Origin of the sequence: Enterobacter sp. J49, assembly GCF_002148625.1 — a bacterium.
GTDB lineage: Bacteria > Pseudomonadota > Gammaproteobacteria > Enterobacterales > Enterobacteriaceae > Enterobacter > Enterobacter ludwigii.
The window spans coordinates 229,935-254,040 of the sequence record NZ_MWPY01000024.1 but is presented as its reverse complement, the minus strand read 5'-3'; the positions used below and the strand labels follow the sequence as shown (position 1 = coordinate 254,040).

Here is a 24,106-nt window from a genome sequence, read left to right as displayed (position 1 = left end):
CCAGACTTGTTAAACCCGAGGCTATGTAAAGAGGTGTCACGATAGCATCTCGTAAAACCCCTGATTTTTATAGAAATTTTTCCTTCTATCATAAAAGAATCCGTTTCGTAAAAGAATTTCCTCAACATCTTTTTGAATTCGTTCTGTAGCATGAAGTGAATATTGCTCTACTGCTGTTTGGTTATTAGTTGCCCGAATGATCTGATCACGCACACTTTCATCATTCGAAACAATAACTTTAACCATTACCGCACGTTCATGCTGATCAGAACCTCCATTGTCAAAATGCCTAAATATAGATTCAGATGTCTGTAGACCATTTACAATTTGTATATCTTCCATGTAAATGGATTGTCCTATCAACTGAGCAGACGTAGATAATATTGTAACCCCATTATTTAACAGCCAGAAATCCGGTGAACTTTGATCTGAAAGAGTTAATTTAATATCTTCATTAACAGCATTCAAGCCCATAAAATCTCTTACATTTGATTCAAACAAGTATCTACGCAAAGTATGATCTGTTTCATTAGTCAAAAACTTATAATAGTCACTAAGTTTAACAATTAAAATATAACGTTCACCTCTAGACAATGAGTCCAAATATGGCAACTCCAAAGAAAAATTAGGAGCCTGCCGATAAAGGTTGATAATTTCCCTTGCACCTAAAAATGAAAAATCAACATCACAGTGGCCGAATGATTCTTCTGTAATTTTCTTAATCTGCTCAGCCCGGCTATTAATAGATTCACCAACCTCCGTTGATTCCCCTCGAGAGCCATAAATAAAGTGAATGTTAAAGGTATTCATCCTTGCAGAGACTTTTTTATAAGAAAATATTAAATCATCTCTTTTCCTTTTAACTTCATCGTTGTACTGACCATTTAATTCTGATGTAGGCACTCTAAAATCAAATAATTCATTGACAGTAGAAATTAAACTCTCTAGAACTGCTTGTTTATATGTGTCATGATGTTTACATGTCACTATATAAACTGCCAAGTCAGTACCTTTCTTTGGCCACACAAAGTCATTTACATCCTGTAACAAATGCCCATTAATTATGATATATAGCCCATCAATCCCGCCATCATGTCCACCATCTACCCATCCGCTTTCAATCTCTTCAAAGGAAAAATCATATTCTTTTAACACCTGTTCTAATACTAAATATTCAAAAACCTCGCCCTTATTTGATGACGGGTTATTTTCCTGCATACGATCTTCAATGATTCCATCAAGTAAAATCGTGTCATTTCTTGCCATGCGTATTACCAAAATTAATAGATTAACGGTTAAAGCACATACTATCCCACTAACAGATGAGTATGTATCGGTAGCCTTGAAATTTGTGGTCTCAATCGAAGTTGCAGTATATCGAATATTAATACATTTGAGCGCAATGCTCTCCCCGCCCCGCCAGCCCGCTTAAGGAGGCACTTTTAATACAGGTGCATGACCGGCCTCAGGGCGCGCCAGTGCTGCCGCTGGCGGGGGATCCAGTGTCGGTAAAACGCATGCAAAACCATGCACCTTCTGTATACATGGCTTTTTTACGGGAAAACGGCGGGATTTTCGGGGGTTTTTGAACGGACTACTGCACGGCCAGTTCTGCACGACGGCGGGTATAATTTAGGCTCTGTGCGGGCGTGAGTTTTTCACGATTATCATCGCGCGAAGCCATGTCAGGCCTGAATCGGATGGCCGTTAAAATGTCATTATCCTGTGCCGAATAATTAATTTTTTCACCGGCGGGCAGCCAGACCTGTAGCGCCTCACGCAGATAATCGACCGAGTGCTGCATGGCGCAGCGCTGAATGGCGGAATGCTGGCCGGAATAATTCATCAGCTCCGGGGCAAGGGCGGCGGCCAGCTCCGCGCCGTGCGCCTGCATAAAATCATTCAGACGGTTGCGGATGCTGATGCGCTGCACCTCCTCATGCGAGCGGATATAACGCCCGGCAGCCTGTTTAATTTCCCACTTTTTCACGTCGATAATCTCGCGCAGCGTTTACAGGCTCCGGCCGTTGTGGCCGCTGCCTGCAAGCTGTTCGCGGTATGCCTGTTCAGCCTGCTTTAGTTCTTCCCTGCGTTGCAGCCAGGTGGATTTATTTGCCTGACAGGCCTCAAAGGCTTTCTGTAGCGTCAGTGTGGTCACGTAAGTTTCTCCTGATGACTGGCCTTGTTTACGCACCGGCACGGTTAACGGTGGCCGCAGGTGCGGGTTCAGGGATTACCGCCTCAGTCGCCGGTGAACGGATACCCCCCCTCAACGGATTCAAGCGTGCGGAACGTGGCAGAGCATTCGATGTTCATGCACTGGTGATAGCGCTGTTTGACGTTATCGGACAGATACCGACTGGTGCGGGAATGCGCACTCGTTTTGCAAAACGGGCAGTGAAACATGCTTACACCTCCGCTTTAGCTGAAAAAATCATTATTAGAAGCACAAAAAAGGCAGACATCATTCTTGAGATAAAAAATTCAAGCTTACATATTCTCATCTCAATCCTGAGTGCATCTTAATATTATATGCATTGAAGCGCGGAGCGCATTCTTATTACAAAAACTCAAATGATATATATTATTTATCGCGTCGAGAGTGGATTACTCCGACTGTAGATTTAGGAAATAATACATACATTTACGAGCTGAGCAACCAAGTTGCAGAAGCTCTCGAAGAAATTCGAAATGATGAAGTTGAATCAAAATCATTCACAGAATCTGAAAAAAGGATACCAGAAAGTTCTGGAGTTCTTTTTGACAGACTTAGACACGGCTCAAACACATACCTTATCTAAGCGAGATTTTCTAAAAGCTCGTAGAAATTATAATTATTGTTTCAACATTCAGTCTAGCGGCCCCCTTATTAACATTACCTTTCAAGTTGATTTTCATCAATACTTCGAAAACCGATTTAAAGATAAGAGACCAACCCTTATCACATTAGATCTGGTCGACTAATTTTTTTATTAGTTTAGCTAAAGATTTTCGTCCAATCATCTCACTCCACGATTTATTAAATTTCATCCAGTGTCCATATGCCGCTTGCCATGCTTCTGCCTCTTCAGAAAAAATTTCGTCTGCAATCGGCAGCCATTCAATCTTTTTTGAACCGAACTCCAGATAGCCAGAGAGCTGGTAACGCTGCAGGGCATTACGGGCTGGGAGGCACTACATATGAGGCGGTCCGAGTCTGCCTGCACGCCTGGCTGAACGAGCGCGGCCATATCGCCTGCCAGGAGGATGAAGGCGGGCTGGCGGGAAATGTGCCGGGGATTCAGTCCCGCCAGAGTGGCCAGATTATGACAGGAAGCAGAATGCCTGCGGCCCGGCAGCGAAAGGAAGTACCAGTCGCAGGTTCGTCTGCCGGAGATCGGCAAAGCCAGGGTCTACCGCCATACCTCCCGCATCCTCAGTATCTGAGTGCCATCTCGCGTGTCTTAAAAAAGGTGGTACAGGGTGGGACTGGCGTTGCTAATTCTGTCCCACTTTTCAGACTGATATTTATCAGGTGGTACAGCGCAAAATCACGGCTGGCGCGGTTGTATCACTTGTCCCACCCTGTACCACCTCAAAAACAGAAAGAATGAAAATGGCGAACAGGCAAGGCTGAAAGGAAGGGAGAATAAAGGGGAACGGGCTTGCCCTTTAAGGATAAAAATCCGGGCGGCACCAGCCAGTATGCAGAAAGTTTAACCCCGTGCAGTCTGGTAATGGATAAAAACAGAGTAACTCACTGAATAATACAGGCAGCCCCCTTTATCACCGTCTCCTCACTTCAGATTTTTTGTCCATAAAAGGCGTTTACATCCCCCTTTTCTTCATGTGATTATCGCGCAATAAATTATCCCTTAATTAAACAAGGTCTTGTTATGGATAACTGGCTGGCGCTTTTTGACGGGCAGACCCGTTACTTTCTGGATATCAACGACAGCCAGGTAAAACCGGATGTTCTGCGATTTCGGGGCAGGGAAGCACTGAGCGAACCGTTCAAATGGGATATTGAGTTCACGACTCAACAGGCGAATATCCCCCCTGAACAGATCCTGATGAAATATGCCTCTTTCCGGATGCGGAGCGGTAAAAATGTCCACGGCATTATCACCCGCCTGGAATGGCTTTCCACCTCAAAGGATCAGTCCCACTACCGTCTTACGCTCAGTTCCCGCCTGGCGCTCCTGGGATACACCCGGCAGTGTGCGGTATATCAGAACCAGTCCGTTCCTGAGGTGGTGGAGCAGGTGCTGCGCAAACACGGGCTGGAGGGACCTGATTTTGAGTTCAGACTGGAGCGCACGTACCCGCCGCGTGAAATTATCACCCAGTGGCGGGAAACGGACCTTGAGTTTATCCGGCGCATTCTGTCTGAAGTGGGGATTTACTGGCGTACGGTGATGGACGACGTGCGCGGTCTGGATACGTACATACTGGCCGACAGCCAGCTCAACTACCAGTTTGATGTGCGCCTGCCCTACAGCGAGCCGTCGGGTCTGTTTGACGGTGCGGCAGAGTCGGTCTGGGATGTACGAACCTGGCACACCCTTGCCACCGGCACGGTCGCCACGCGGGATTATAACTACCGGACAGCCTCCACACCGATGGATGCGACGGTCAGCGTGCGTAACGACGCGGTCACCGCCGGGGAGCATTACCGCTACTCAGCGCCTTATCGTGACGCAGGTGATGACACCAGTCCGGAGCCGGAGACCGAATCCGGCGCGTTTTGGGCCCGGCTCCACCATGAGCGGGAGCTGAACAGAACGGCCCGCATTCACCTGTTCAGCAACGCTGCCCACCTTGCACCGGGACAGGTGCTTGAGCCGCAGGGCGATGTCATAACTGCCCTGAAAGAGGGCGTTATCCTCACCCTGGTGACCTACCGGGGAGCCCGTGATTCCCGTCTGCATGTGTCGGTGTGGGGAATGCCTTACACCGAGCGTTACTGCTTCCGTCCTGTAGAAGTCCCGCGTCCGGTCATCCCGGGTACGCTTCCGGCCCGGATTGAGAGCCGGGAGAAAAATGATATCTACGCGCACCTGGATGAGCAGGGTCGCTACCGGGTAAAGCCGGACTTCGACCGCGAAGGAACAGAGCAGGGCTTTGGGTATCTGTGGCTGCGGATGGCGAAGCCGACTGCCGGTGAAACGCTGGGCTGGCATACGCCGCTCATTGACGGCACTGAAGTGGCAATTGCGTATAGCAATGGCGATATCGACCTGCCGTACATCGCGTATGCACTGCACGACTCCGAACATCCGGACCTCGTGAACCGGGACAATCACACCCGCAACGTGCTGCGCACGCCGGCGAACAATAAGCTGCGGATGGAGGACAAACGCGGCGAGGAGCATATCAAGCTCGCCACGGAATACGGCATGACGCAGCTCAACAGCGGGCACCTGGTGGACAATCAGGGCAAATCCCGCGGCACCGGTAGCGAACTGCGCACTGATGAATACGGGGTTATCCGCGCCGGAAAGGGACTGTTCATCAGTGCAGATGCGCAGGCGAAGGCGCAGGGCGAGGTACTGGACATGAGCGCCGCCCTCCAGGAAATCGACCGGCTTAACCAGCAACTGCAGCAGCTGGAAATGGCGGCAGAACAGGCGCAGGCGCTGAAGGCGGACGTCGACAGCCAGATACAAATGTTTGAACAGCGGCTGAAGCCGCTCAATGAGGTACTGCTGCTGTCCGCCCCGGAAGGCATGGCGCTGACCAGCGGCAAACATCTTCAGATGACGGCCACGAAAAACGTCGCCCTTAACGCCGGAGGGGATATCAGCACCGGCGTTATGGGCAACATGGCGGCCCTGGCCGGAGAGAAACTCGGGCTGTTTGCGCGCACCGGACAACTGAGCGTCAAATCAGGAGAGGGGCCAGTGGAGGTGCAGGCGCAGAATGCGGCTATGCGATTGTTTGCAGAGAAGAAGCTGACGCTGAGCTCGGCGAGTAACATTTCCTTTGCGGGTAAAAAACGCATCACGCTGATAGGTGGCGGGAGTTACCTGCGGCTGGAGGCGGGGAAAATCGAGTACGGCACGACAGCGATGTATCTGCGTAGGACGAAAAGTACGATGGCGGCGGCACGGAGCGCATCGTCCCTGGAGACCTCCCCACTTCCTCCTCCGACCACCATGCGGGAGTTTAACCCCGAAACGCTGACTCACTGGGTGACGCCTGTCTATGCAAAATCCTGCCTGAAAGAGAAAGGCTGTACCGATGTCGGTACCACCGAAGAGCCTGTAGAAAACTTCGGCCAGATGACGATTTTTGCCCAGCCGGTTGAAGATGACCGCTGTGGATACGGCCATCAGCATGCTCCTGCCGAAGATGAAGAGGTTGTTCAGCATGCCCAGTCAGCCAAAAAGCACAAACCTGATGCCGAAGGTGAAAAAGTCCCCGCCGAGGCATCCGCCGCACCGCTTGCACTGGGGGCTGCAACTGGCGTCATGACGCAGGTGTGGGGAGAGTGGTCCTTAACCGGCGTAATGGGAGCTGCCCGCAGCATTCCGTATGTGGGAGCAATGATGTCCGCGCTATATGTCCCGACTGCGGGTGAAGGCAGCGGCGATGTGCCCGGACGAGATGAATTCTGGTACGAGGAAGAGCTGCGGCAGAAAGCGCTAACCGGAGCTAAAGCGACGACCCGGGTGAGATTCTTCTGGCGGCAGTACGAACAGGGCAACATGCGGGTCTACGGCGTTCATACGGGAGAAGGCACGCCGTATGAAGGTGTGCGCACGGCTGAAATGAAGTGGGTGGAAAAAAATGGCCGCTATGAATTCACCCCCGATCACGGTGCCGATGGCCCGCTGATCACGTGGACACCGGAAAGGCCGAAAAACGGCAACATTCCGTCGCATACGGGCAGCAATATCAGGCCCATTGACCAGGCAACGATACTGGTCACGCCAATACCAGACGGCCAGGACGAATATACGACGCCGCCATTCCCGGTTCCGGAAGAGCGGGAGCTCAACGATTACATACTGGTATTCCCTGCCGATTCCGGAATTAAGCCGATTTATGTTTATCTCAGTGAGGTCAAAAAATCTTATATTCATGGCTACAAGCACTACCCGCCTAAAAATAGATCCTGGAGTGAAGTTGTAAAAAACACAACGTCTGGCCCAGCAAAATTTAAGCCAGAAGTTGACATTGAGTCTATAGATCATGATGTTTGGGAGAATGGCATCCCAACTACAAATGGTCAAAATTGGAAGGTCAAAGAGTTCGATAACGTAATGGGAGCATACAAAGGTAAAGAAACTAATTGGGTAGTGACTAAAGAATCACAAGGAACTATCCACTCTCATCCAATTGGGCCTCAAGAAGCCAGGAAATTAATGAAATGAAAAAAAACAATCTGATTTTAGATAAGGTTCATCATATAGAAGGAATACTGAATATTTATGATGAACTTTCAAGCTTAGACTTTACCAAAGCAATATTTGAGCAAGTCACTAAGCTAGACGAGGATCTTTTACAAATAACTTTCAACAATGGAAATATTCTTGATATTGGATGGACCCCTGCCTTTGAGGAAGAAGGAAAGTTTATAATACAAGTTATCTCAAATGAGGATTGGGAGATGCCAATATATACATCATTTGCAAGTTGGGACGAGAAAGAGTTAAGTGATATGATCGACGAAGCTTTGAAAAATTGTTCCTATAAAAAACCAATATGAAATTATTGGTTCAACATAGCGGTGTTAACAACATCTGGCACGACTGGTTGTTGATATCACCATTGACGCATAGAAACGGCTCAGCCCGATTGAGTATGGGAAGTGCTGTTGATGTCGTTTTTGTCATGGGTGTCACCTTTAGTTGAGCTTATTCGCATGTCTACTATTGGTGGATAAGATCAATTGGCAGTGAAATCAGCGGAGCAGTAGACCGAGTGCGAGGTACTTTCACCTTGAATTGAAACTTTATTTCGAGGGTGCCGCCAGCGCTATATCTGGCGCTGGCAATGACCGAAAAGCATGAGAATATAGAGCGGATGCGGATTATAGTGGATCCGGGTTGCGGTGATCTCCCTGATACGAAGGCGTAGTGCTCTGTCGTCTGCCGCCACATAACGGTAGCGGAAAGAGCTGCGGCTGACCGGTAGTGCAAAACAGACCTGCCTCTCGCTGGCCCCGTAGCGTGCCTGCAGGTCCCGGCCCTATTCGCGCAGACGCGCCAGCGTCAGTTCTTTCTTGCCAGCACATCCTGCTGCATGGCTTTGTCGAGGTTGAGGTCAGCAACCAGCTTCTTCAGCCTGAGATTCTCTTCCTCAAGCTGCCGCATGTACTTCAGTTCTTAAGGAGAAATCCCGCCATATTTCTTGCGCCATTTATAGACCGTGGCATCAGAAATGCCCAGCTTATGGCAGACCTCCGGCACGGACGTCCCCAGTTCGGCCTGCTTCAGGGCAAAAACAATCTGCTCTTCGGTGAGTCGTGATTTTTTCATCGGCACCACCTCCGTTCAGGGAGTGTAGATCATGCCGGCATTCTGTTTCTGAATGGCGCAGGATCTTGGATCAGGGTCAGACACAAATCTTGCGGTCTTTTTTGTCCATATCCATTCCCCCCCTTTACCTTTGACAAGCATCAACACCCTTCCCCCTCATCTGTGGAAAATAATCCACACCACCCAGCGCTACGGATTAGCCGCCCAACCCGGAAGGAACCCCAACATGCACAGACCCTTCGTCGTTATTCTCTTTATTCTTCTGACCCTGGCCGCCCTTGCAGAAATAGGCTTTTTATCCTTTGGGTAATCCTCAGGCGAAATTCCTTTCATCAGGGCGCATTGATCTCATTACAGTTTTTTCCTAAAGCCACGCCGCTTTGTCTGTGCCATGCTGAATCACGCTCATAACCGATAACGTTAAATGAGGATATTATGAAAAAAACAATTATCGCATTATCTGCCGTTCTGCTGGCTTCCCCAGTATTTGCTACGACCACACATGCAACTGACGATACCGTCGCTGCGGCGAAGGCAAACGCCAACGACGCGAAGCAAAAACTGCACGAAGAGCAGAATAAAGGCGAAGAGCTGAAGCTGAAACAGAAGCATGCTGCAGAGGGTAAAACCGAAAACTTAAGCAGCAAGGTCAGCGAAGATTCCCAGAAAGCCTGGCATAAAACCAAAGAAGGCACCGAGAAAGGGTGGGATGCCACCAAAGAAGGTGCTGAGAAAGGCTGGAATAAGACCAAAGAAGGTGCCAGCGAGCTGGAAAAGAAAGTCACTGAGTAATCCCTTCGAAAGGCCGCAGACGCGGCCTTTTTTATTCCCTCCTGCCCTGCTCCCTGCAGACTAAACTTGACTCAGGGGGACTCCATCATGAACAGCAAACACACCGCACCTGAAACCCAGGGCGTTACCGTTGAATTACTCTCCGTCGTCGATCTGGGTCCGGAAATAGCGGGCATGGTCGGTCGTCAGCTTCGCATGCGCAGAGTCACTCTCGCTCCCGGCGCGGTCTTTGGTCCGGTGCATAATCATATCGACAGACCCGGCACCGTATTTATCCTTGAAGGTACCATCACCGATCATCGTCACGGTATTGCGACTGATTACGGTCCCGGTGTCGGCTGGCCGGAAGATCACAACACGGTCCACTGGCTGGAAAACCGGGGTCCGGTAACCGCCGTCGAGATCTCGGTGGATATTATTAAGACGTCCTGACGCCTAAAAGCCGAATAGATCCCCGGGGTTGCGCGTTAACGCCTTGCCACCCCTAAAGAGATCCTGAGATGCTGCGACGCCTGGTTATTCTGTTCGTGTTGCTCTGTCCGCTGGCGCAGGCCGCCCCGCAGAGCTATACCATTGATACTGAAAACACCGCCATACGGTTATCCTGGCACGCCTTCGGGGGGATCCTCTCCTGGGCCAGATTCAGTGGCGTCACGGGTTCCGTAACGCTTAACCCGGATAAGGATATCGATGACCATATTCATGTCACCCTTCCCGTGGCTACCCTGGTTGCCTCAAACAGCCTGCTCACCTGGCAACTGAAAAGCGACATGTTTTTTGAATCTGAACGTTACCCTGTTATCGAATTTATCAGCTCACGCGTGGTCGCTCAGGGTTCAGGAACGTTCCGGGTGTTCGGAACATTGACCGTACGCGACATTGCCCGCCCGGTCATTCTGGACGCCGTCGTGAAAGATTCGCACGCGCCGGTCCTTACGCTGGATGCGACAACAACCATTTCGCGCGCGGCCTACGGCATGGATAAATTTGCGCTGGTCGTTGATGACAGGATTGCCATCACCATTGCGATTCAGGCTAACGGTATCCCGTCATCCTGAAATCAGGCTTTGCAGCTGCTCTGCACTGCCCCGCAACTGTGGGAGCGGGTTGCGGCCGATCAGCACAAACTGATATCCCGCTTTCTGCCACCACACCAGGTTCATGTCGTGCCGCTGTTCCTGTTGAGCGGCTGTCGTTGTCTGCTCTGTCGGGGAGATACACAGCGCCATTGGGCCGTAGTCGGCATTTATCCAGGCTATTTGCGCGATAGAGGTGGTTTCATAGCGCAGCATGCGGACCATTTTAAGCTCTGCTCCATGCAGGATAAGCTGTGACGCCTGAAGTTGCAGGCCGATATCCTGCGCTGCCCGTTCCAGCCCACGCTGCAGAACATGCGGCGCGCTGTCCATATCCAGCAATGTCTCGACGCTGTAAAGCGACATGTATTGCGCTTCGAGGTCACGAATATGGGCGTTTTCATCAGACGGTGCGAAAGCGGGTCGCAACCCATATCCCACGCCGGAACCGACCACCAGGAAACTGACCGACGCGGCAATGAGTGCGCGCCGGCTTACGCCAACCGGGGTAGCGGGCTTCGGATCGGGCAGTTCCGCCAGCCGGGCCTGCATCTTCTCCAGAGGAGCATCATCCAGCATAGCGGCAAACGCGCCGGGGTAATCCGCATTGCTTTTCATTAACTCGGTGGTCCGCCCGGAGAGGCGCTCGTCACGTCTCAACTCTTCTTCAAATTTTTGCGCGTCGGCATGACACATCTCGCCATCTATCCATGCCACGATAGCCTCATCGTTATAGGGCGCTGTAAAACGGTGCGCGTTCAAGAGCGTTTCTCCTTAACCGGGGGCAAGGCATCGGCAGACGCTGCCAGCGTTGCCCGTGCCGTCGCCAGTCGGCTCATTACGGTACCGATCGGCACCGCCAGGGTGTTCGCGGCTTCCTGATAGGTAAAGCCTTCGACATACACCAAAAAAACCGTGTTGCGCTGGGCTTCCGGGAGCGCGTTGACGCGCTGCATCACCTTCAGGTAATGCAGGTGCGTCTCATCCTCTTCACGGGTATCCGGCGCCAGAAGCTCGTCGCTGGCGACAAACCCCTGCCCCTGACGAACATGGCGTGCCCGAAGCTCAGAGATCCAGATGGAGTGCAATATCGCAAACAGCCACCTGTCGATACGCGTACCGGGCATGTACTGACTGCTTTTTTCAAGCGCGCGGACGCAGGTGGACTGAACCAGCTCTTCGGCGACATCCCTGTTTCGCGACAACACCAGCCCATAACGCCAGAGACGTGAGAGGTGTGCGGCTAACTGTTGGCGAACCTCACGGGTAGCGATGTGTTTTCCCTCCACGAGAAAATCAGGATTCCGGATGTCCGTTAATGGCAGCCTGCAGGTCACGGTACTCTTCACAGGACTGGCCGCAAATACCGGCAATCACTTTCAGTTGCTCTTTGGCCAGATCCGGCCGTCCCTTGACCATCCACGCCTCGCCCAGGTATTCACGGGCCTTGGCATAATCCGGGGCGATAGCCAGCGCACGCTGATAGTAACCGATACCTTCATCCGTACGACCCAGTTTGCGGGTGGCATATCCGCGATAGTTCCATGCTTCAGCCGTGTTGTTATTTTTTAGCGAATCAAGAAGGTTCAGCGCCGCCTGGTACTCGCCTTTTTTAGCAAGGTGATAGGCATAGTTGGTTTTGTCCTGATCGCTAAGGCTGCTGCTCTTATCGGGCACACATTTCTGAGTTGCACTGTCATACACCTGTCCGGACGGACAGTCGGGTGTTTTGCTCTCGGTACTATTATCGCCCATCGCCAGCGCGAGAGGAGACAACAGGGAAAAAATCAGCACCGGGATCAAACGCACAGAGGTCGTGTTCATAAAAGGCTCCAGGGTGAATGGGAATGACGTCAGTAAACGCGTGAGCGGTGCATTTTATTCATTCCCGGGCCCCTCTTTTTTTTCTCAGAATCATGTTGACGTCGTATCCCCATTAAATGTTGAGCGGGATATTTTATCTTTACTCCCTGTTAGTTATTATTTTTCTCTCAGTAGCAGAATCCCGGCACCGCACAAGAATATATTTTTAATTAATTACCAACATAATATATGTTATATCAAAAACGTTACCCTAACTTAAACGCACATTAAGCCGGCATAAACAATAGCGTTTAACGCCATCCTATAAAAAGTCCCCTGCTAAATATTTATTCATGGCAAATGATAAAACACCGCAATTTACAAACAAATAAAAATACAATAAATACAACAAGTTATCTTTTTTAAATTATAATAGCCAGCTATGAATTAATGCCCCCTTCAACGCCTCAGACAGTGTTTACAGATGCTTAATTTGCACATTCAGACTTTTCTGGCTATATCATTTTTATATCGTCAAAACCAATACCTCTATTAATTACAGGGTTTTATACAACACAAAAACACAAATACACGACATTCTCTCTCATGAGTAATTAGATTCGCTCTGATGTTGCCACTCTGGATTATGGCGGGCATCGTTCGCTCTAAAAAAATAACGGTGAGTGCTGCGTAAATAACAGCAACTCCGCCGGGGGCGTGCTTTACCTTCCGCAGAGATGGCGCATCTTGCACGCCGTTCACGACAACTCTGCTGGAGTAATACCTAAATGAGCCAAATCTCTGTTATATCGAAACTCACTGGCGTGGAAACTACCACGGAAGGCACACAGGTTACGCTGAGCCATTCCTCTATCGTTGAGCTTCATGTAGAGCGAGCCGATGTCTCCCACTTCGCCCGCAGTGGTAACGATCTGGTGGTCACGCTGCACTCTGGCGAGGTCATTACCCTAAAGAATTTCTACGTCACCGACGCGGAGGGGGTGAGTCAGCTGGTCCTGGAAGAGAGTGACGGTGCGCTGTGGTGGATTGAAGATCCTACCGGGGCTGCTACCTACGAATCTATCGCCTCCACGGACGTATTACTGGCGGCTTCAGGCGGTGATACCGGTGGCGCAGCCATCTGGCCATGGGTACTCGGTGGTCTTGCTGTCGCAGGCGGGATCGCTGTCGCGGCAAGCAGCGGTGGCGGAGGGGGTGGCGACGATGATGATGACAATACGAACCCCGGCACGCCGGGCAATCCTTCCGATCCGGATACCACACCGCCAAATGCGCCTTCCAACCTTCAATTCTCCTCAGATGGTAAAACTGTCACAGGTACTGCTGAACCCGGCAGTACGATTACGCTGAAAGACGCGGACGGCAATCTGGTCGGCACGGGTAAAACCGGTAGCGACGGCAAATTCACCATTGTTCTGGGCACGCCGCTGACGAATGGCGAGCAACTTACCGCCACAGCAACCGACTCATCAGGCAATACCAGCCAGGCCGGCCATGTTACAGCACCGGATACCACCGCACCCGATGCGCCCGATATCGTAATAGTGAATGACGACGTTGGCGGAGAAACCGGACCGCTGACTAACGGTCAGCGTACCGATGATGCCCGCCCCACCTTCAGCGGCATCGGCGAAGCAGGCAGTACCGTCACCCTGTACGATAATGGTCAGCCGATTGGCACGACCAAGGTTGATGCCAGCGGAAACTGGACCTTTACCCCGGGTACAAATCTCGCTAACGGAAGCCATTCCATTACCACCACCGCGACCGACGCGGCAGGTAACACCAGCCCAGCCTCCGGCGCCGTGACCTTTGTGGTGGATACCGTCGCCCCCACAGCGCCGGCCATCACGCTCGTGTCAGACGATACCAATCCGGTCACCGGCTCGGTCAGTAACGGTGGTAGCACCAACGATCAGCGACCACAGCTTACCGGCACCGCGGAAGCCGGATCTACGGTCACCATTTATGATGGCGGGATCGCGATTGGCACCGCTGTCGTTGCCAGCAACGGCACCTGGACGTTTACCCCTTCGATCAATCTCAGCGAAAGCACGCATCAGCTCACCGTCCGGGCAACCGACGCCGCCGGTAACACCGGACCGGCTTCCCCGGTGTTCACCGTTACCATCGATCTCACCGCACCAACTGCGCCAACCGCCATCGTGCTAAACGATGACACGGGCGCCATCAAAGGCGCAATTACCTCTGGCCTGTTCACTGATGCCGCTAAACCTGTTCTTGCAGGGAGAGGAGAGCCCGGTGGGACAATTACGATTTTTGATAACGGCGTGCCCATTGCGACCGTTAAAGTTCAGCCCAACGGCACCTGGAGCATCACACCGGACAAACCGCTTTCGGAGGGGGCTCACTCAATAACGGTGCAGGTCACCGACGCTGCCGGGAACCAGAGTGGGTTGTCGCAGCCAATCAACTTCATTGTCGATACCACGCCACCTGACACGCCCGACATCACGCTTAATCCGGCAGGCACGCAGATTACCGGCACTGCCGAGCCAAACAGCAGCATTGTCATCACCAGCAGCGACGGCACCATAATTGGCCGGACAACAACGGACGGCAACGGCAACTTCGTTGCCACGTTAACGCCGGCGCAAACTAACGGCCAGCAGATCTCCGTGGTGGCGTCTGATGCTGCTGGTAACCAGAGCACACCTGCGACCGTCACGGCTACGGACACAACCCCTCCTGTCGCCCCCGGCAACCTTCAGGTGGCAGAAAACGGCCAGAGCGTCAGCGGCACGGCGGAGCCAGGCAGCACCGTCACCATTAAAGATCCTAACGGCGCGGTCATCGGTGAAACCACCGCCAACAGCGATGGCACCTTTACGGCGGTTATTAGTCCTGCACAGACCAACGGTGAAGTGCTGACGGTCGTGTCAACCGACGGCAGCGGTAACGCCAGCCTGCCCGCTACAGCCGATGCACCAGATACTACGGCGCCACTGGCTCCGGATAACGTTGTTGTCTCAGATGACGGTACCAAAGTGACAGGTACCGCAGAGCCAGGCAGCACCGTGACCATCCGTGAAAATGGCGTCACGGTTGGCGAGGCGAAAGCCAATGACGACGGCAGCTTCACCGTCACGCTGACCCCACCAAAAGCCAACGGTGAAACCCTGACCGCAGATGCCACCGATCCCGCCGGCAATACCGGGCCAACAACCCCTGCCATTGCGCCGGATATTACCGCCGCGCAAACGCCGGTTATCGTTTCAGTGGACGACGATGCCTCTGCCACTACGGGCCCTGTCGCCCAGAACGGGCTCACTAATGACCGGACACCAACCATAAACGGAACGGGCGAGCCTGGCACAACCATCACGCTCACCAGCGGCGGCACGGTCATCGGCACGGTACTCGTTCCGGCATCTGGCGTATGGAGCATCACGCCATCCTCGCCACTTGCTGATGGCGGCCACGTGCTGACGGCAACGGCAGTTGACGCCGCCGGTAACCCAAGCGGGCCATCAAATGCCTGGAGTATCACTGTCGACGGTACCGCACCCGAAGTACCGGTAATTTCGCAAGTGGTGGACGATGTTCAGGGAAGTACAGGCGCGCTCACCGCAGGTGCCATTACGAACGATCCAACCCCGACACTCAACGGCACTGCCGAACCGGGCTCAACGGTCACTATTCGTCTGGACGGTGTTGATATCGGCACCGCGCTGGTCGGTAGCGGCGGCGCGTGGACATTTACGCCAGGCACACCGATTGGTAACGGTGAGCATACCCTGACCGCCGTCACCACCGACGCGGCAGGTAACATCAGCCTGCCGTCAGGCGGCTTCACCTTTACGGTCGATATCACCCCGCCACCGGCGGCGGCCATCACAACCGTCACCGACGACGTCGGTGACGTTCAGGGCCCGCTCACCAGCGGCGACACCACGGATGACACGCAACCGTTGCTTCAGGGCAGCGCGCCGGCGGGTACGGTTATTACGCTTTATGATGGCAATACCCTGCTCGGTACCGCCACACTCGACGGTACCGGCGGCTGGAGCTTCACCCCTACCACCCCGCTCACCAACGGCTCGCACTCTCTGACAGTTCATGCGACCGATACCGCCGGGAATACGACCGTCTCCAGCCCGTTTGTGCTGGTGGTCGATACCGTGGCACCCGCCACGCCGGAGACGCCAGAGATCACCGTGAACCCTGACGGCGGCACAACAGAAACCCCGCTGAACCCGGGAGAGACCACCCGCGATACCACGCCGACGCTGAGCGGCACCGGCAATCCGGGCGATACCGTGACTATCTACAACGGCACCGACAAAATTGGTGACGCCGAGGTGGACAGCAACGGTAACTGGACATGGACACCGGATACCCCACTGGCCAACGGTACCTACGACATCACCCTGACCGTCACCAACAAGGACGGCGCGGGCAACGAAAGCGCCCCGTCCCAGCCGGTGACCATCACCATTGACACCGACCCGCCAGCTACGCCAGCAGCACCGGTGATTACGGACAGCGTCAGCCAGATAACCGGACCGGTTGCCGACGGGGAAACCACGAACGATCCGCGTCCGGTCCTGAGCGGCACCGGCACAGCGAACGATGTGGTTATTATTTATGACAGCATTAATGGTCAGCCTGCTACCGAAGTGGGTCGCGTCACCGTAGACAGTAACGGCAACTGGAGCTGGCGCCCTGACGCCAGCATTGATGAGGGAAGCCACGAATTTACCGCCACCGCCACCGACGAAGCCGGTAACGTTTCGGCGGCGTCACCGGGGATCACTATCACCGTTGATACCGTGGCACCTGATACGCCTGTCATTAGCGCCGTTGGCGGTAAGCCAGACGGTGGTGTTACCACGGATACGACCCCCGGTGTGGGCGGTACCGGCCCTGCGGGCGAAACGGTCATCGTTTATAACAATGGCGTTGAGGTAGGGCGCGTCGAAATCGGCAGCAATGGCGAGTGGTCTCTCGATCTTCCGACCCAGACTGATGGCCCACTCAACATCACCGTTGCGGCAGTCGATGCTGCGGGTAACGTCAGCGGCCTCAGCCCGGTCTTCACCGTCACCGTTGATACCACTGCGCCAGAAATCCCGCTGATTAATACGGTGTCTGACAGCCAGCTCACAAGCAATGTGCTTTATACCCGTGACGGCACGCCGACTCTCACGGGCACCGGCGAACCGGGTACCACCGTTATCGTCTCTGTAGACGGTACAGCATCCACGGTGCCGGTAACGGTACAGTCGGACGGCAACTGGAACTGGACCGCCGACAGCACGCTGGCGGAAGGCCCGCATACCTTCACCGTCTCCGCGGTCGATCCGGCTGGCAATACGTCCGGTAGCTCTGCACCGCTTAGCGTTAACGTCGATACTCTGGATCCGGCTGCTCCCGCGGTTACTGGCATAGCCGCTCAAGGTACTCCATTGACCGGCACCGCCGAAGCGGGGGCTACCATCACTGTAACCGATAACAATGGTAATGTTCTCGGTACAGGCGTAGCCACCGGTGGCACCTTCTCCATCGCGCTCAGCCCAGCCCAAACGGATGGCGCTGTGCTGACGGTGACCGCGACCGATGCCGCGGGCAACCTCAGTCCTGAGGCATCCTACACCGTCACCGGTACGCTGCCGAATCTTCCGGATGTGCCCATCATTACGGCGATTAACGATGATGAAACGCCTGTCACCGGCGACGTGAAAGACAAAACCACCAACGACATTACCCCGACACTCGTGGGTACGGCCGAAGCGGGCAGCATTATCACCATCTACCAGGACGGCATCGCGGTTCCGCTGATCAACGTGATTGCTGATGCGGACGGTAACTGGAGCTATACCCCACTGATTGCGCTGGGTGAAGGGCTGCACACCTTTGAAGTGACCGCGACGGTCGGGCTCTCGACCAGCGGCCGCTCGCCGGTTGCAACCGTCACCGTTGACCTCACCGCACCGGACACGCCAACCATTGGCTCAGTGATTGATGATGTCGGCCCTGGCACTGGTCAACTCACCAACGGGCAGACCACCAACGACAACCAGCCTACCCTTACCGGCTCCGGCACGGTGGGCGATACCATCTCCGTTTACAGCAACGGAAACCTGCTGGGTACCGCAGAGGTCGGCAATACGGGGACCTGGGTCTTCACACCGCCTGCGCTGGCGGAGGGCAATAACGTTCTGACCATCCGCGAGACCGACCCCGCGGGCAATGAAAGTGGTCTGTCGACAGGCTTCACCATCGTCGTTGATACGGTTTCCACCACACCGGTGATCACTAACGTAACGGATAATGTCGGTAACGCCGCCACCACGGTAGTCAGCGGTGACCCTACCAACGACGCCACGCCAACCCTTTCGGGGACGGCGGAAGCGAACAGCGTGGTGAAAATTTTCGACGGTGGTACCCAGATTGCCGTGGTCACGGCTGACGGCACCGGTGCCTGGACGTTCACCCCTGACACCGCGCTCGGCGAAGGGCCTCACGCCTTCACCGTTACCGCCACCGACCCACAGGGCAACGTCAGCCAGGTGTCTAACGGCTGGAACGTCGTGGTTGACCTGACGGCGCCAACGGTTCCAACGCTGGATACGGTTAACGACAATGCCCCTGGCGGCGTGACCGGCAACCTCACCAGCGGGCAAGTCACCAACGACACCACCCCGACGATCGGCGGCACCGGACAACCGGGCAGTACAATCCACATCATGAATAACGGTACGCAAATTGGCCTTGCGACCGTCGACGGAAGTGGTAACTGGACCTTTACCCCGAGCACGCCGCTGGGCGACGGCAACTATCTCCTTCGCGCCTACGCTACCGATGCGACAGGCAATGCGTCAGCAAACTCGTCGGTCTTTGCCTTTACCGTGGATGCAGCAGGCCCTGCTGCGCCACTGGTCAGCAGTGTGATTGACGACGTCGGCCCGGTCACCGGTACGCTCACTACCGGCAACAGCACCAACGACGCGCGTCCGACCTTCAACGGTACGGGCGAAGTGGGTGCCACAGTGCATATCATTGTGGATGGCAACGAGATTGGCACCGCGGTGGTTAATGCCCAGGGGAACTGGACCTACACGCCTGACACCGCCCTGAGTGACGGGCCTCATGCCATCACCTTCAATGCCACCGATGCGGCTGGCAACACCGGCAGCACGACGGCACCGTTTAACCTGACAGTGGATACGGCACCACCGGCGGCACCGGCCATCACGACCGCGGGAGACAACGCAGGCAGCGTACAGACGCCGCTGACTTCCGGGCAAAGTACCGACGACACCACGCCAACGTTGACGGGCACCGCGGCAGCCAACGCCACGGTGACCATCTATGAGAACGGACAGCCGGTCGGCACCGCGCTGGCGGACGGCACCGGAGCATGGAGCTTTACGCCGTCATCAGCGCTGAGCAATGGCAGTCATACCTGGACCGCGACCGCGACCGACGCGGCGGGGAACGTCAGCCCGGCTTCGCCTGGCTTTACGCTGGTTGTTGATACCAGCGCACCCAATGCGCCGGTTATCAGCCAGGCCGTTGACGATGTGGGCAGCATCACCGGCCCGCTCAGTTCAGGACAGACAACCGACGACACCGTGCCACGGCTTGTCGGGACCAGTGAGCCGTTTGCGACTGTGAATATCTACGAAGGCACAACGCTTGTCGGAACGGGCACCGCGGATGCCAGTGGCAACTGGAGTATCTTGCTCACGACCACCTTAGCCACGGGCGCGCACAGCTTCACGGCGCAGGCCACGGATGCAGCGGGTAATACCAGCGTTTCGTCAGCGGCCTTTAGCCTGACTATCGACACGACGCCGCCAGCCCTGCCGGTGCTGAGCAGCATTGTGGATGATGTGGGCAATGCGGCTACGCCGATTGCCAATGGCGGATTGACTAACGACGCGCAGCCTACCCTCACGGGTACGGCGGAAGCGGGCGCCACGGTGAAAATTTTCGATAACGGCGTCCAGATTGGTAGCGCGGTCGCGACCGGCGGGGCATGGAGCTTTACCCCTTCTCCGGCGCTGAGCAACGGGTCACACAGCCTGACCTTTACCGCCACCGATGCCGCGGGCAATACCAGCGCCCCGACCACCGCCTATGTGATCAACGTGGATGCCGCCGCGCCAGCTGCGCCGGTCATCAGTGCGGTTGTCGATGATGTCGGCAGCATCACCGGACCGGTAACCGGCAATAACCCGACCAATGACGCGCGTCCAGCGCTGAACGGGACCGCCGAAGCCAACGCGACGGTGCGCATCTATGACGGCACGACGCTTGTCGGCACGGTCACCGCCGATGCGAACGGCAACTGGACGCTACCGCAAACCACCACCACACTGACAGAAGGCACGCATAACTTCACCGCCACCGCCACCGATGCCGCAGGCAACACCAGTACGCCATCGGCCACCACCACCATTACCGTGGATCTGACTGCACCGAACGTGCCGGCAAGCCTTGCCGTGATCACCAACGGTACGCACGTCACCGGGACCGCCGAAGCGGGTAGCACCGTTACCATCACCACCAGTACCGGAACAGTGCTCGGTACCGCGACGGCTGACGGCAGCGGAAACTTTAACGCGACAATCACGCCGGCCCAAACCAACGGTGAATCACTGCTGGTCTATGCCACCGATAAGGCGGGTAACGCCGGTGTCAGCACGTCGGTGATTGCCCCTGCAACGCCGGTGCCGAACGCACCGCTTATCACCACCATTAACGATAACGTCGGCACCGTCACCGGTAACCTGACCAACGGTAAAACCACTGACGACACCACGCCAACCCTGAGTGGTACGGCCCTGCCAGGCACCACCGTCACGCTGTATAACAACGGCGTGTCGATGGGAACGGCAGTGGCAGATAGTTCAGGCAACTGGACCTTCACCACCCCGGCATTAAGTGAAGGCTCTCACGCCTTTACCGCCACGGCGACGAACAGTTCGGGCACCAGCCCGGTCTCTTCCGCCACCAGCGTGATTGTCGATCTGACGGCGCCAACGGCCCCAACCGGAACCTTTAACGCGGACGGTAGCGTATTGACCGGTAACGCGGAGGCAGGCAGTACCGTCTCTATCCGTCTTGGCGATGGCAGCACGGTGACCACAATCGCGGGCAGCAACGGCACCTACAGCTATACCTTCCTCAATAAACAGACGGAAGGTCAGACGCTGCAGATCACCGCCACCGATGCCGCAGGTAATACGTCGCAGCCAGGCTCAGCCCTCGCACCGGTCGTCCCGCTCTCCGCCAGCAATAACGTCGAAGAGCTGGATATCAGCACCACGGCCACCGTCACCAACAGCCAGTACAGTGATTATGGCTTCCTGCTGGTGGGTGCCGTAGGCAACGTTCTCACGTTGTTGGGTAATGATACTGCCCAGGTGGACTTCACGGTGGGCAGCGGCGGCAATGCGGATATTGTGGTGAACGCCAATGCCACGGGGGCGGTGCTTTCCCTGCTCAATACCCTTGAGCTGGTGGTACAGCGCTGGGACAGCGTCAACGGTACCTGGACTACCGTCGTGGATACCGGACAACCCCAGTTTGCCGATCTGCTGACCCTCGGGGCCACCGGCGTATCGCTGAACCTGACCGGGCTGGCGAACGGCGACTATCGGGTGCTGAGCTATAACACTAACCTGCTGGCGACCGGCTCCTACACCAGCCTCGATGTGGCGGTGAAAGAAACCAGCGCCGGTACCGTGACGGGCGACACCAGCCTGAACGGTAACGTAATTCTCGACGCCGACCCGACCGCGGGCAGCGACAACGCCCCGGCAGGGACCACGATCTCTGCTGTCACCAACGCACTGGGTGTCACCACCAGCGTGAACGCCGACGGCACGATTGTTCAGGGCCAGTACGGTACGCTGACCATTAACCGCGATGGCAGCTACACCTACAACCTGACCGACACCAGCGCCTCGGTCGTAGGCCGGACGGAGAGTTTCACCTACACCATTACCCATAACGGCGTCAGCGCGTCGGCGAACCTGGTTCTGTCGCTGGGTGCCGGTACTACCGCTAACGGTATTGTGGCGGTAGATGACACGGCCTCGCTGACCTTTGACACCTCGGTCCATGAAATCAATAACGGCACCTCGTCGCAGGGCGGCTTTACCGTGGTGGGGATCAATCTCGGCAACACGCTGGGGCTGAACCTGCTGGACGATCTGAGCAATCCGATCATCTATAACGTGGAGGAAGGAACCACCCGCACCATGACCATTCAGGCTTCCGTGGGCGGTGTGGCGCTGGCGTCGGTATTCGACCTGTATGTCTACAAGTTCAATAACGCGACGCAGACCTTCGAGCAGATGCGCGTCGAACCGGGCTGGCTGCGTGCGCCGTTGCTGGGCGGTACCTCGTCTCAGCTGACGCTGAACCTGCCTGCCGGGGAGTACCTCTTCCTGCTGAATACGGCTGCAGGGATCACCGCCCTGACCGCCTACACGCTGAACGTGCTGGAAGATCATGTCTACAGCGTGTCGAGCGTGGGCGAGACCACCACCGGAGATGTGCTGGATAACGATGTCGCAACCGGCGCGGTGGTATCAGAAGTGAACGGCGTGGCGGTGAACAGCAGCGGCCTGACCGACATTCAGGGGGAATACGGCACGCTGAGCATCAATGCGTCCGGACAGTACACCTACACCCTGAAAGCCGGTGTGGGTGCTGACGCGATCAGTACGCCGGATACGTTCGTCTATACCATCACCGCACCAAATGGGGCGAAGGATACGGCATCGCTCAACATCACCCCAACCGCGCGGGCGATGGATGCGGTCAACGATGTCAGTACCGCGATGGACGTCACCTCGGTACATCACACGACGACCTACTCGGATACCACCGTCGGGACGGCCAGTTGGACAACCGCGCTGCTGTCATCAACCCAGGGCAGCGGGAGCGGAACCTTCGTGGTGGATCCGAACACCGCGCTGCATAACGTGTCGCTGCACTTTAACGTGGCATCGCTGCTGGCATTGGGCGGCCTGACGGTGAACTGGTCAATCAGTGACGGTTCGAATGTTGTTCGCAGCGGCTCCTTCAGCGGCGGTTCGCTGTTGGGTGGCAATATCGACATCGCGCTCTCCGGGCTGGACCTGAATGCCGGAACCTATACGCTGAGCTATACCGGTAGCGTACCGGGGCTCAGCGTGGGTAACATTACCATTACCCCAAGCGTGAACGGCACCACCTACTCGCTGACCCAGTTCGACTCTACCAGCGGCCACACCGTTGACGGCAACATCTTCGATGGCACCGACTCTGCCGGGGCGATGGATCAGTTGCATTCGGTGGATACCCGCCTCAGCGTGACCGGCTACAACGGCGTGACCACCACGCTGGATCCGTACACCGGCAGCGCAACGGTCAACGTCGTCGGCCATTACGGCACGCTGGCAATTGCTGCGGACGGCCACTATACCTACACCCTCAACACCGGGGTGTCGCTCTCAACCATCACCTCGAAGGAGACCTTCAACTACACCCTGACAGATGCCGACGGGAAAACAGACAGTGCCACGCTGACCATCAATATGGCGCCGCAGTTCATCAGCTCGGAACATAACGACGTCATTACCGGCACCGCCTACGGCGACACCCTGATTTACCAGGTGCTGAACGCCACCGCAGGCAACGCCACCGCGGGCAACGTCAGCAGCACTGCCGGCGATCACTGGACCAACTTCTCGCTCACGCAGGGGGACAAAATCGATATCGGCGATCTGCTGGTGGGCTGGAACGGGAGCAGCTCAACGCTCGGTAATTATCTGCATGTTACTAATAGTAATGGCAATACCGTGATCTCCATCGACCGTGATGGTTCAGGGAGCACCTACACTAATACGACGCTCGTGACGCTGGATAACGTCCAGACCACCTACGACGAGTTAGTGAACCAGCAACACATCGTTACCTGATAGCACC

Annotated in this window: 11 protein-coding genes and 4 pseudogenes; 8 read left to right on the top strand and 7 right to left on the bottom strand. The window is 55.2% G+C overall.

The window, feature by feature from the left end; translation table 11 throughout:
* Positions 1–36: 36 nt before the first annotated feature.
* From BJP35_RS24525 to BJP35_RS06575, 3 genes and pseudogenes are all read right to left on the bottom strand, one after another.
* The gene (locus tag BJP35_RS24525) at positions 37–1,266 is read right to left on the bottom strand and encodes an AIPR family protein (RefSeq protein ID WP_205631930.1); all 1,230 of its coding nucleotides are present in this window, start codon (positions 1,264–1,266) and stop codon (positions 37–39) included.
* Between the two features lie 328 nt (positions 1,267–1,594).
* Positions 1,595–2,158 (bottom strand): annotated as a pseudogene (locus BJP35_RS06580) (phage polarity suppression protein).
* Between the two features lie 28 nt (positions 2,159–2,186).
* Positions 2,187–2,406: pseudogene (locus BJP35_RS06575) on the bottom strand (ogr/Delta-like zinc finger family protein).
* Between the two features lie 714 nt (positions 2,407–3,120).
* Here BJP35_RS06575 and BJP35_RS06565 point away from each other — a divergent pair.
* The 4 genes and pseudogenes from BJP35_RS06565 to BJP35_RS06555 all read left to right on the top strand — a co-directional run.
* Positions 3,121–3,426: pseudogene (locus tag BJP35_RS06565) on the top strand (DNA primase); the annotation flags it as partial.
* Between the two features lie 449 nt (positions 3,427–3,875).
* Positions 3,876–6,090 (top strand): annotated as a pseudogene (locus BJP35_RS24575) (type VI secretion system Vgr family protein); the annotation flags it as partial.
* A complete protein-coding gene (locus tag BJP35_RS24770; protein WP_306298391.1) occupies positions 6,078–7,358 on the top strand; it encodes an S-type pyocin domain-containing protein in 1,281 nt (426 codons plus the stop codon). The pseudogene BJP35_RS24575 and the gene BJP35_RS24770, both read left to right, overlap by 13 nt.
* Positions 7,355–7,693 carry a hypothetical protein gene (locus BJP35_RS06555; protein WP_047742240.1) on the top strand — a complete coding sequence of 113 codons (339 nt, stop codon included), beginning with the start codon at positions 7,355–7,357 and terminating at the stop codon, positions 7,691–7,693. Before BJP35_RS24770 ends, BJP35_RS06555 begins: the two co-directional genes overlap by 4 nt.
* A gap of 619 nt (positions 7,694–8,312) precedes the next feature.
* Here the strand turns inward: BJP35_RS06555 and BJP35_RS24825 are convergent.
* Entirely contained in the window at positions 8,313–8,465 is a 153-nt protein-coding gene (locus BJP35_RS24825; protein WP_086462971.1) for a transposase, read from the bottom strand.
* 435 nt (positions 8,466–8,900) lie between these two features.
* Between BJP35_RS24825 and BJP35_RS06540 the strand changes: the two genes are divergently transcribed.
* The 3 genes from BJP35_RS06540 to BJP35_RS06530 all read left to right on the top strand — a co-directional run bounded on the left by BJP35_RS06540 (position 8,901) and on the right by BJP35_RS06530 (position 10,315).
* Positions 8,901–9,257 carry a hypothetical protein gene (locus tag BJP35_RS06540; protein ID WP_047366113.1) on the top strand — a complete coding sequence of 119 codons (357 nt, stop codon included), beginning with the start codon at positions 8,901–8,903 and terminating at the stop codon, positions 9,255–9,257.
* 87 nt (positions 9,258–9,344) lie between these two features.
* Positions 9,345–9,689: a cupin domain-containing protein gene (locus BJP35_RS06535; RefSeq protein WP_025203422.1), complete on the top strand. Its 345-nt coding sequence runs from the start codon at positions 9,345–9,347 to the stop codon at positions 9,687–9,689.
* Positions 9,690–9,757: 68 nt separating this feature from the next.
* Positions 9,758–10,315 (top strand): YceI family protein, encoded by a 558-nt coding sequence (locus BJP35_RS06530; RefSeq protein WP_020883894.1) that lies wholly within the window; start codon positions 9,758–9,760, stop codon positions 10,313–10,315.
* Here the strand turns inward: BJP35_RS06530 and BJP35_RS06525 are convergent.
* Genes BJP35_RS06525 through BJP35_RS06515 form a run of 3 tightly spaced genes read right to left on the bottom strand, consistent with a single transcriptional unit; the run spans position 10,307 to position 12,157 of the window.
* Entirely contained in the window at positions 10,307–11,095 is a 789-nt protein-coding gene (locus BJP35_RS06525; protein WP_020883893.1) for an anti-sigma factor, read from the bottom strand. The two genes, BJP35_RS06530 and BJP35_RS06525, sit on opposite strands and share 9 nt — an antisense overlap.
* A complete protein-coding gene (locus BJP35_RS06520; RefSeq protein ID WP_020883892.1) occupies positions 11,092–11,622 on the bottom strand; it encodes a sigma-70 family RNA polymerase sigma factor in 531 nt (176 codons plus the stop codon). Before BJP35_RS06520 ends, BJP35_RS06525 begins: the two co-directional genes overlap by 4 nt.
* A 7-nt stretch (positions 11,623–11,629) precedes the next feature.
* A complete protein-coding gene (locus BJP35_RS06515; RefSeq protein WP_032678808.1) occupies positions 11,630–12,157 on the bottom strand; it encodes a tetratricopeptide repeat protein in 528 nt (175 codons plus the stop codon).
* A gap of 767 nt (positions 12,158–12,924) precedes the next feature.
* On the opposite strand from BJP35_RS06515, the gene BJP35_RS06510 reads away from it, so the two are divergent.
* Complete coding sequence (locus BJP35_RS06510; protein WP_086462970.1) at positions 12,925–24,099, top strand: BapA/Bap/LapF family large adhesin; 11,175 nt, start codon at positions 12,925–12,927, stop codon at positions 24,097–24,099.
* The last annotated feature ends 7 nt before the right edge of the window (positions 24,100–24,106 follow it).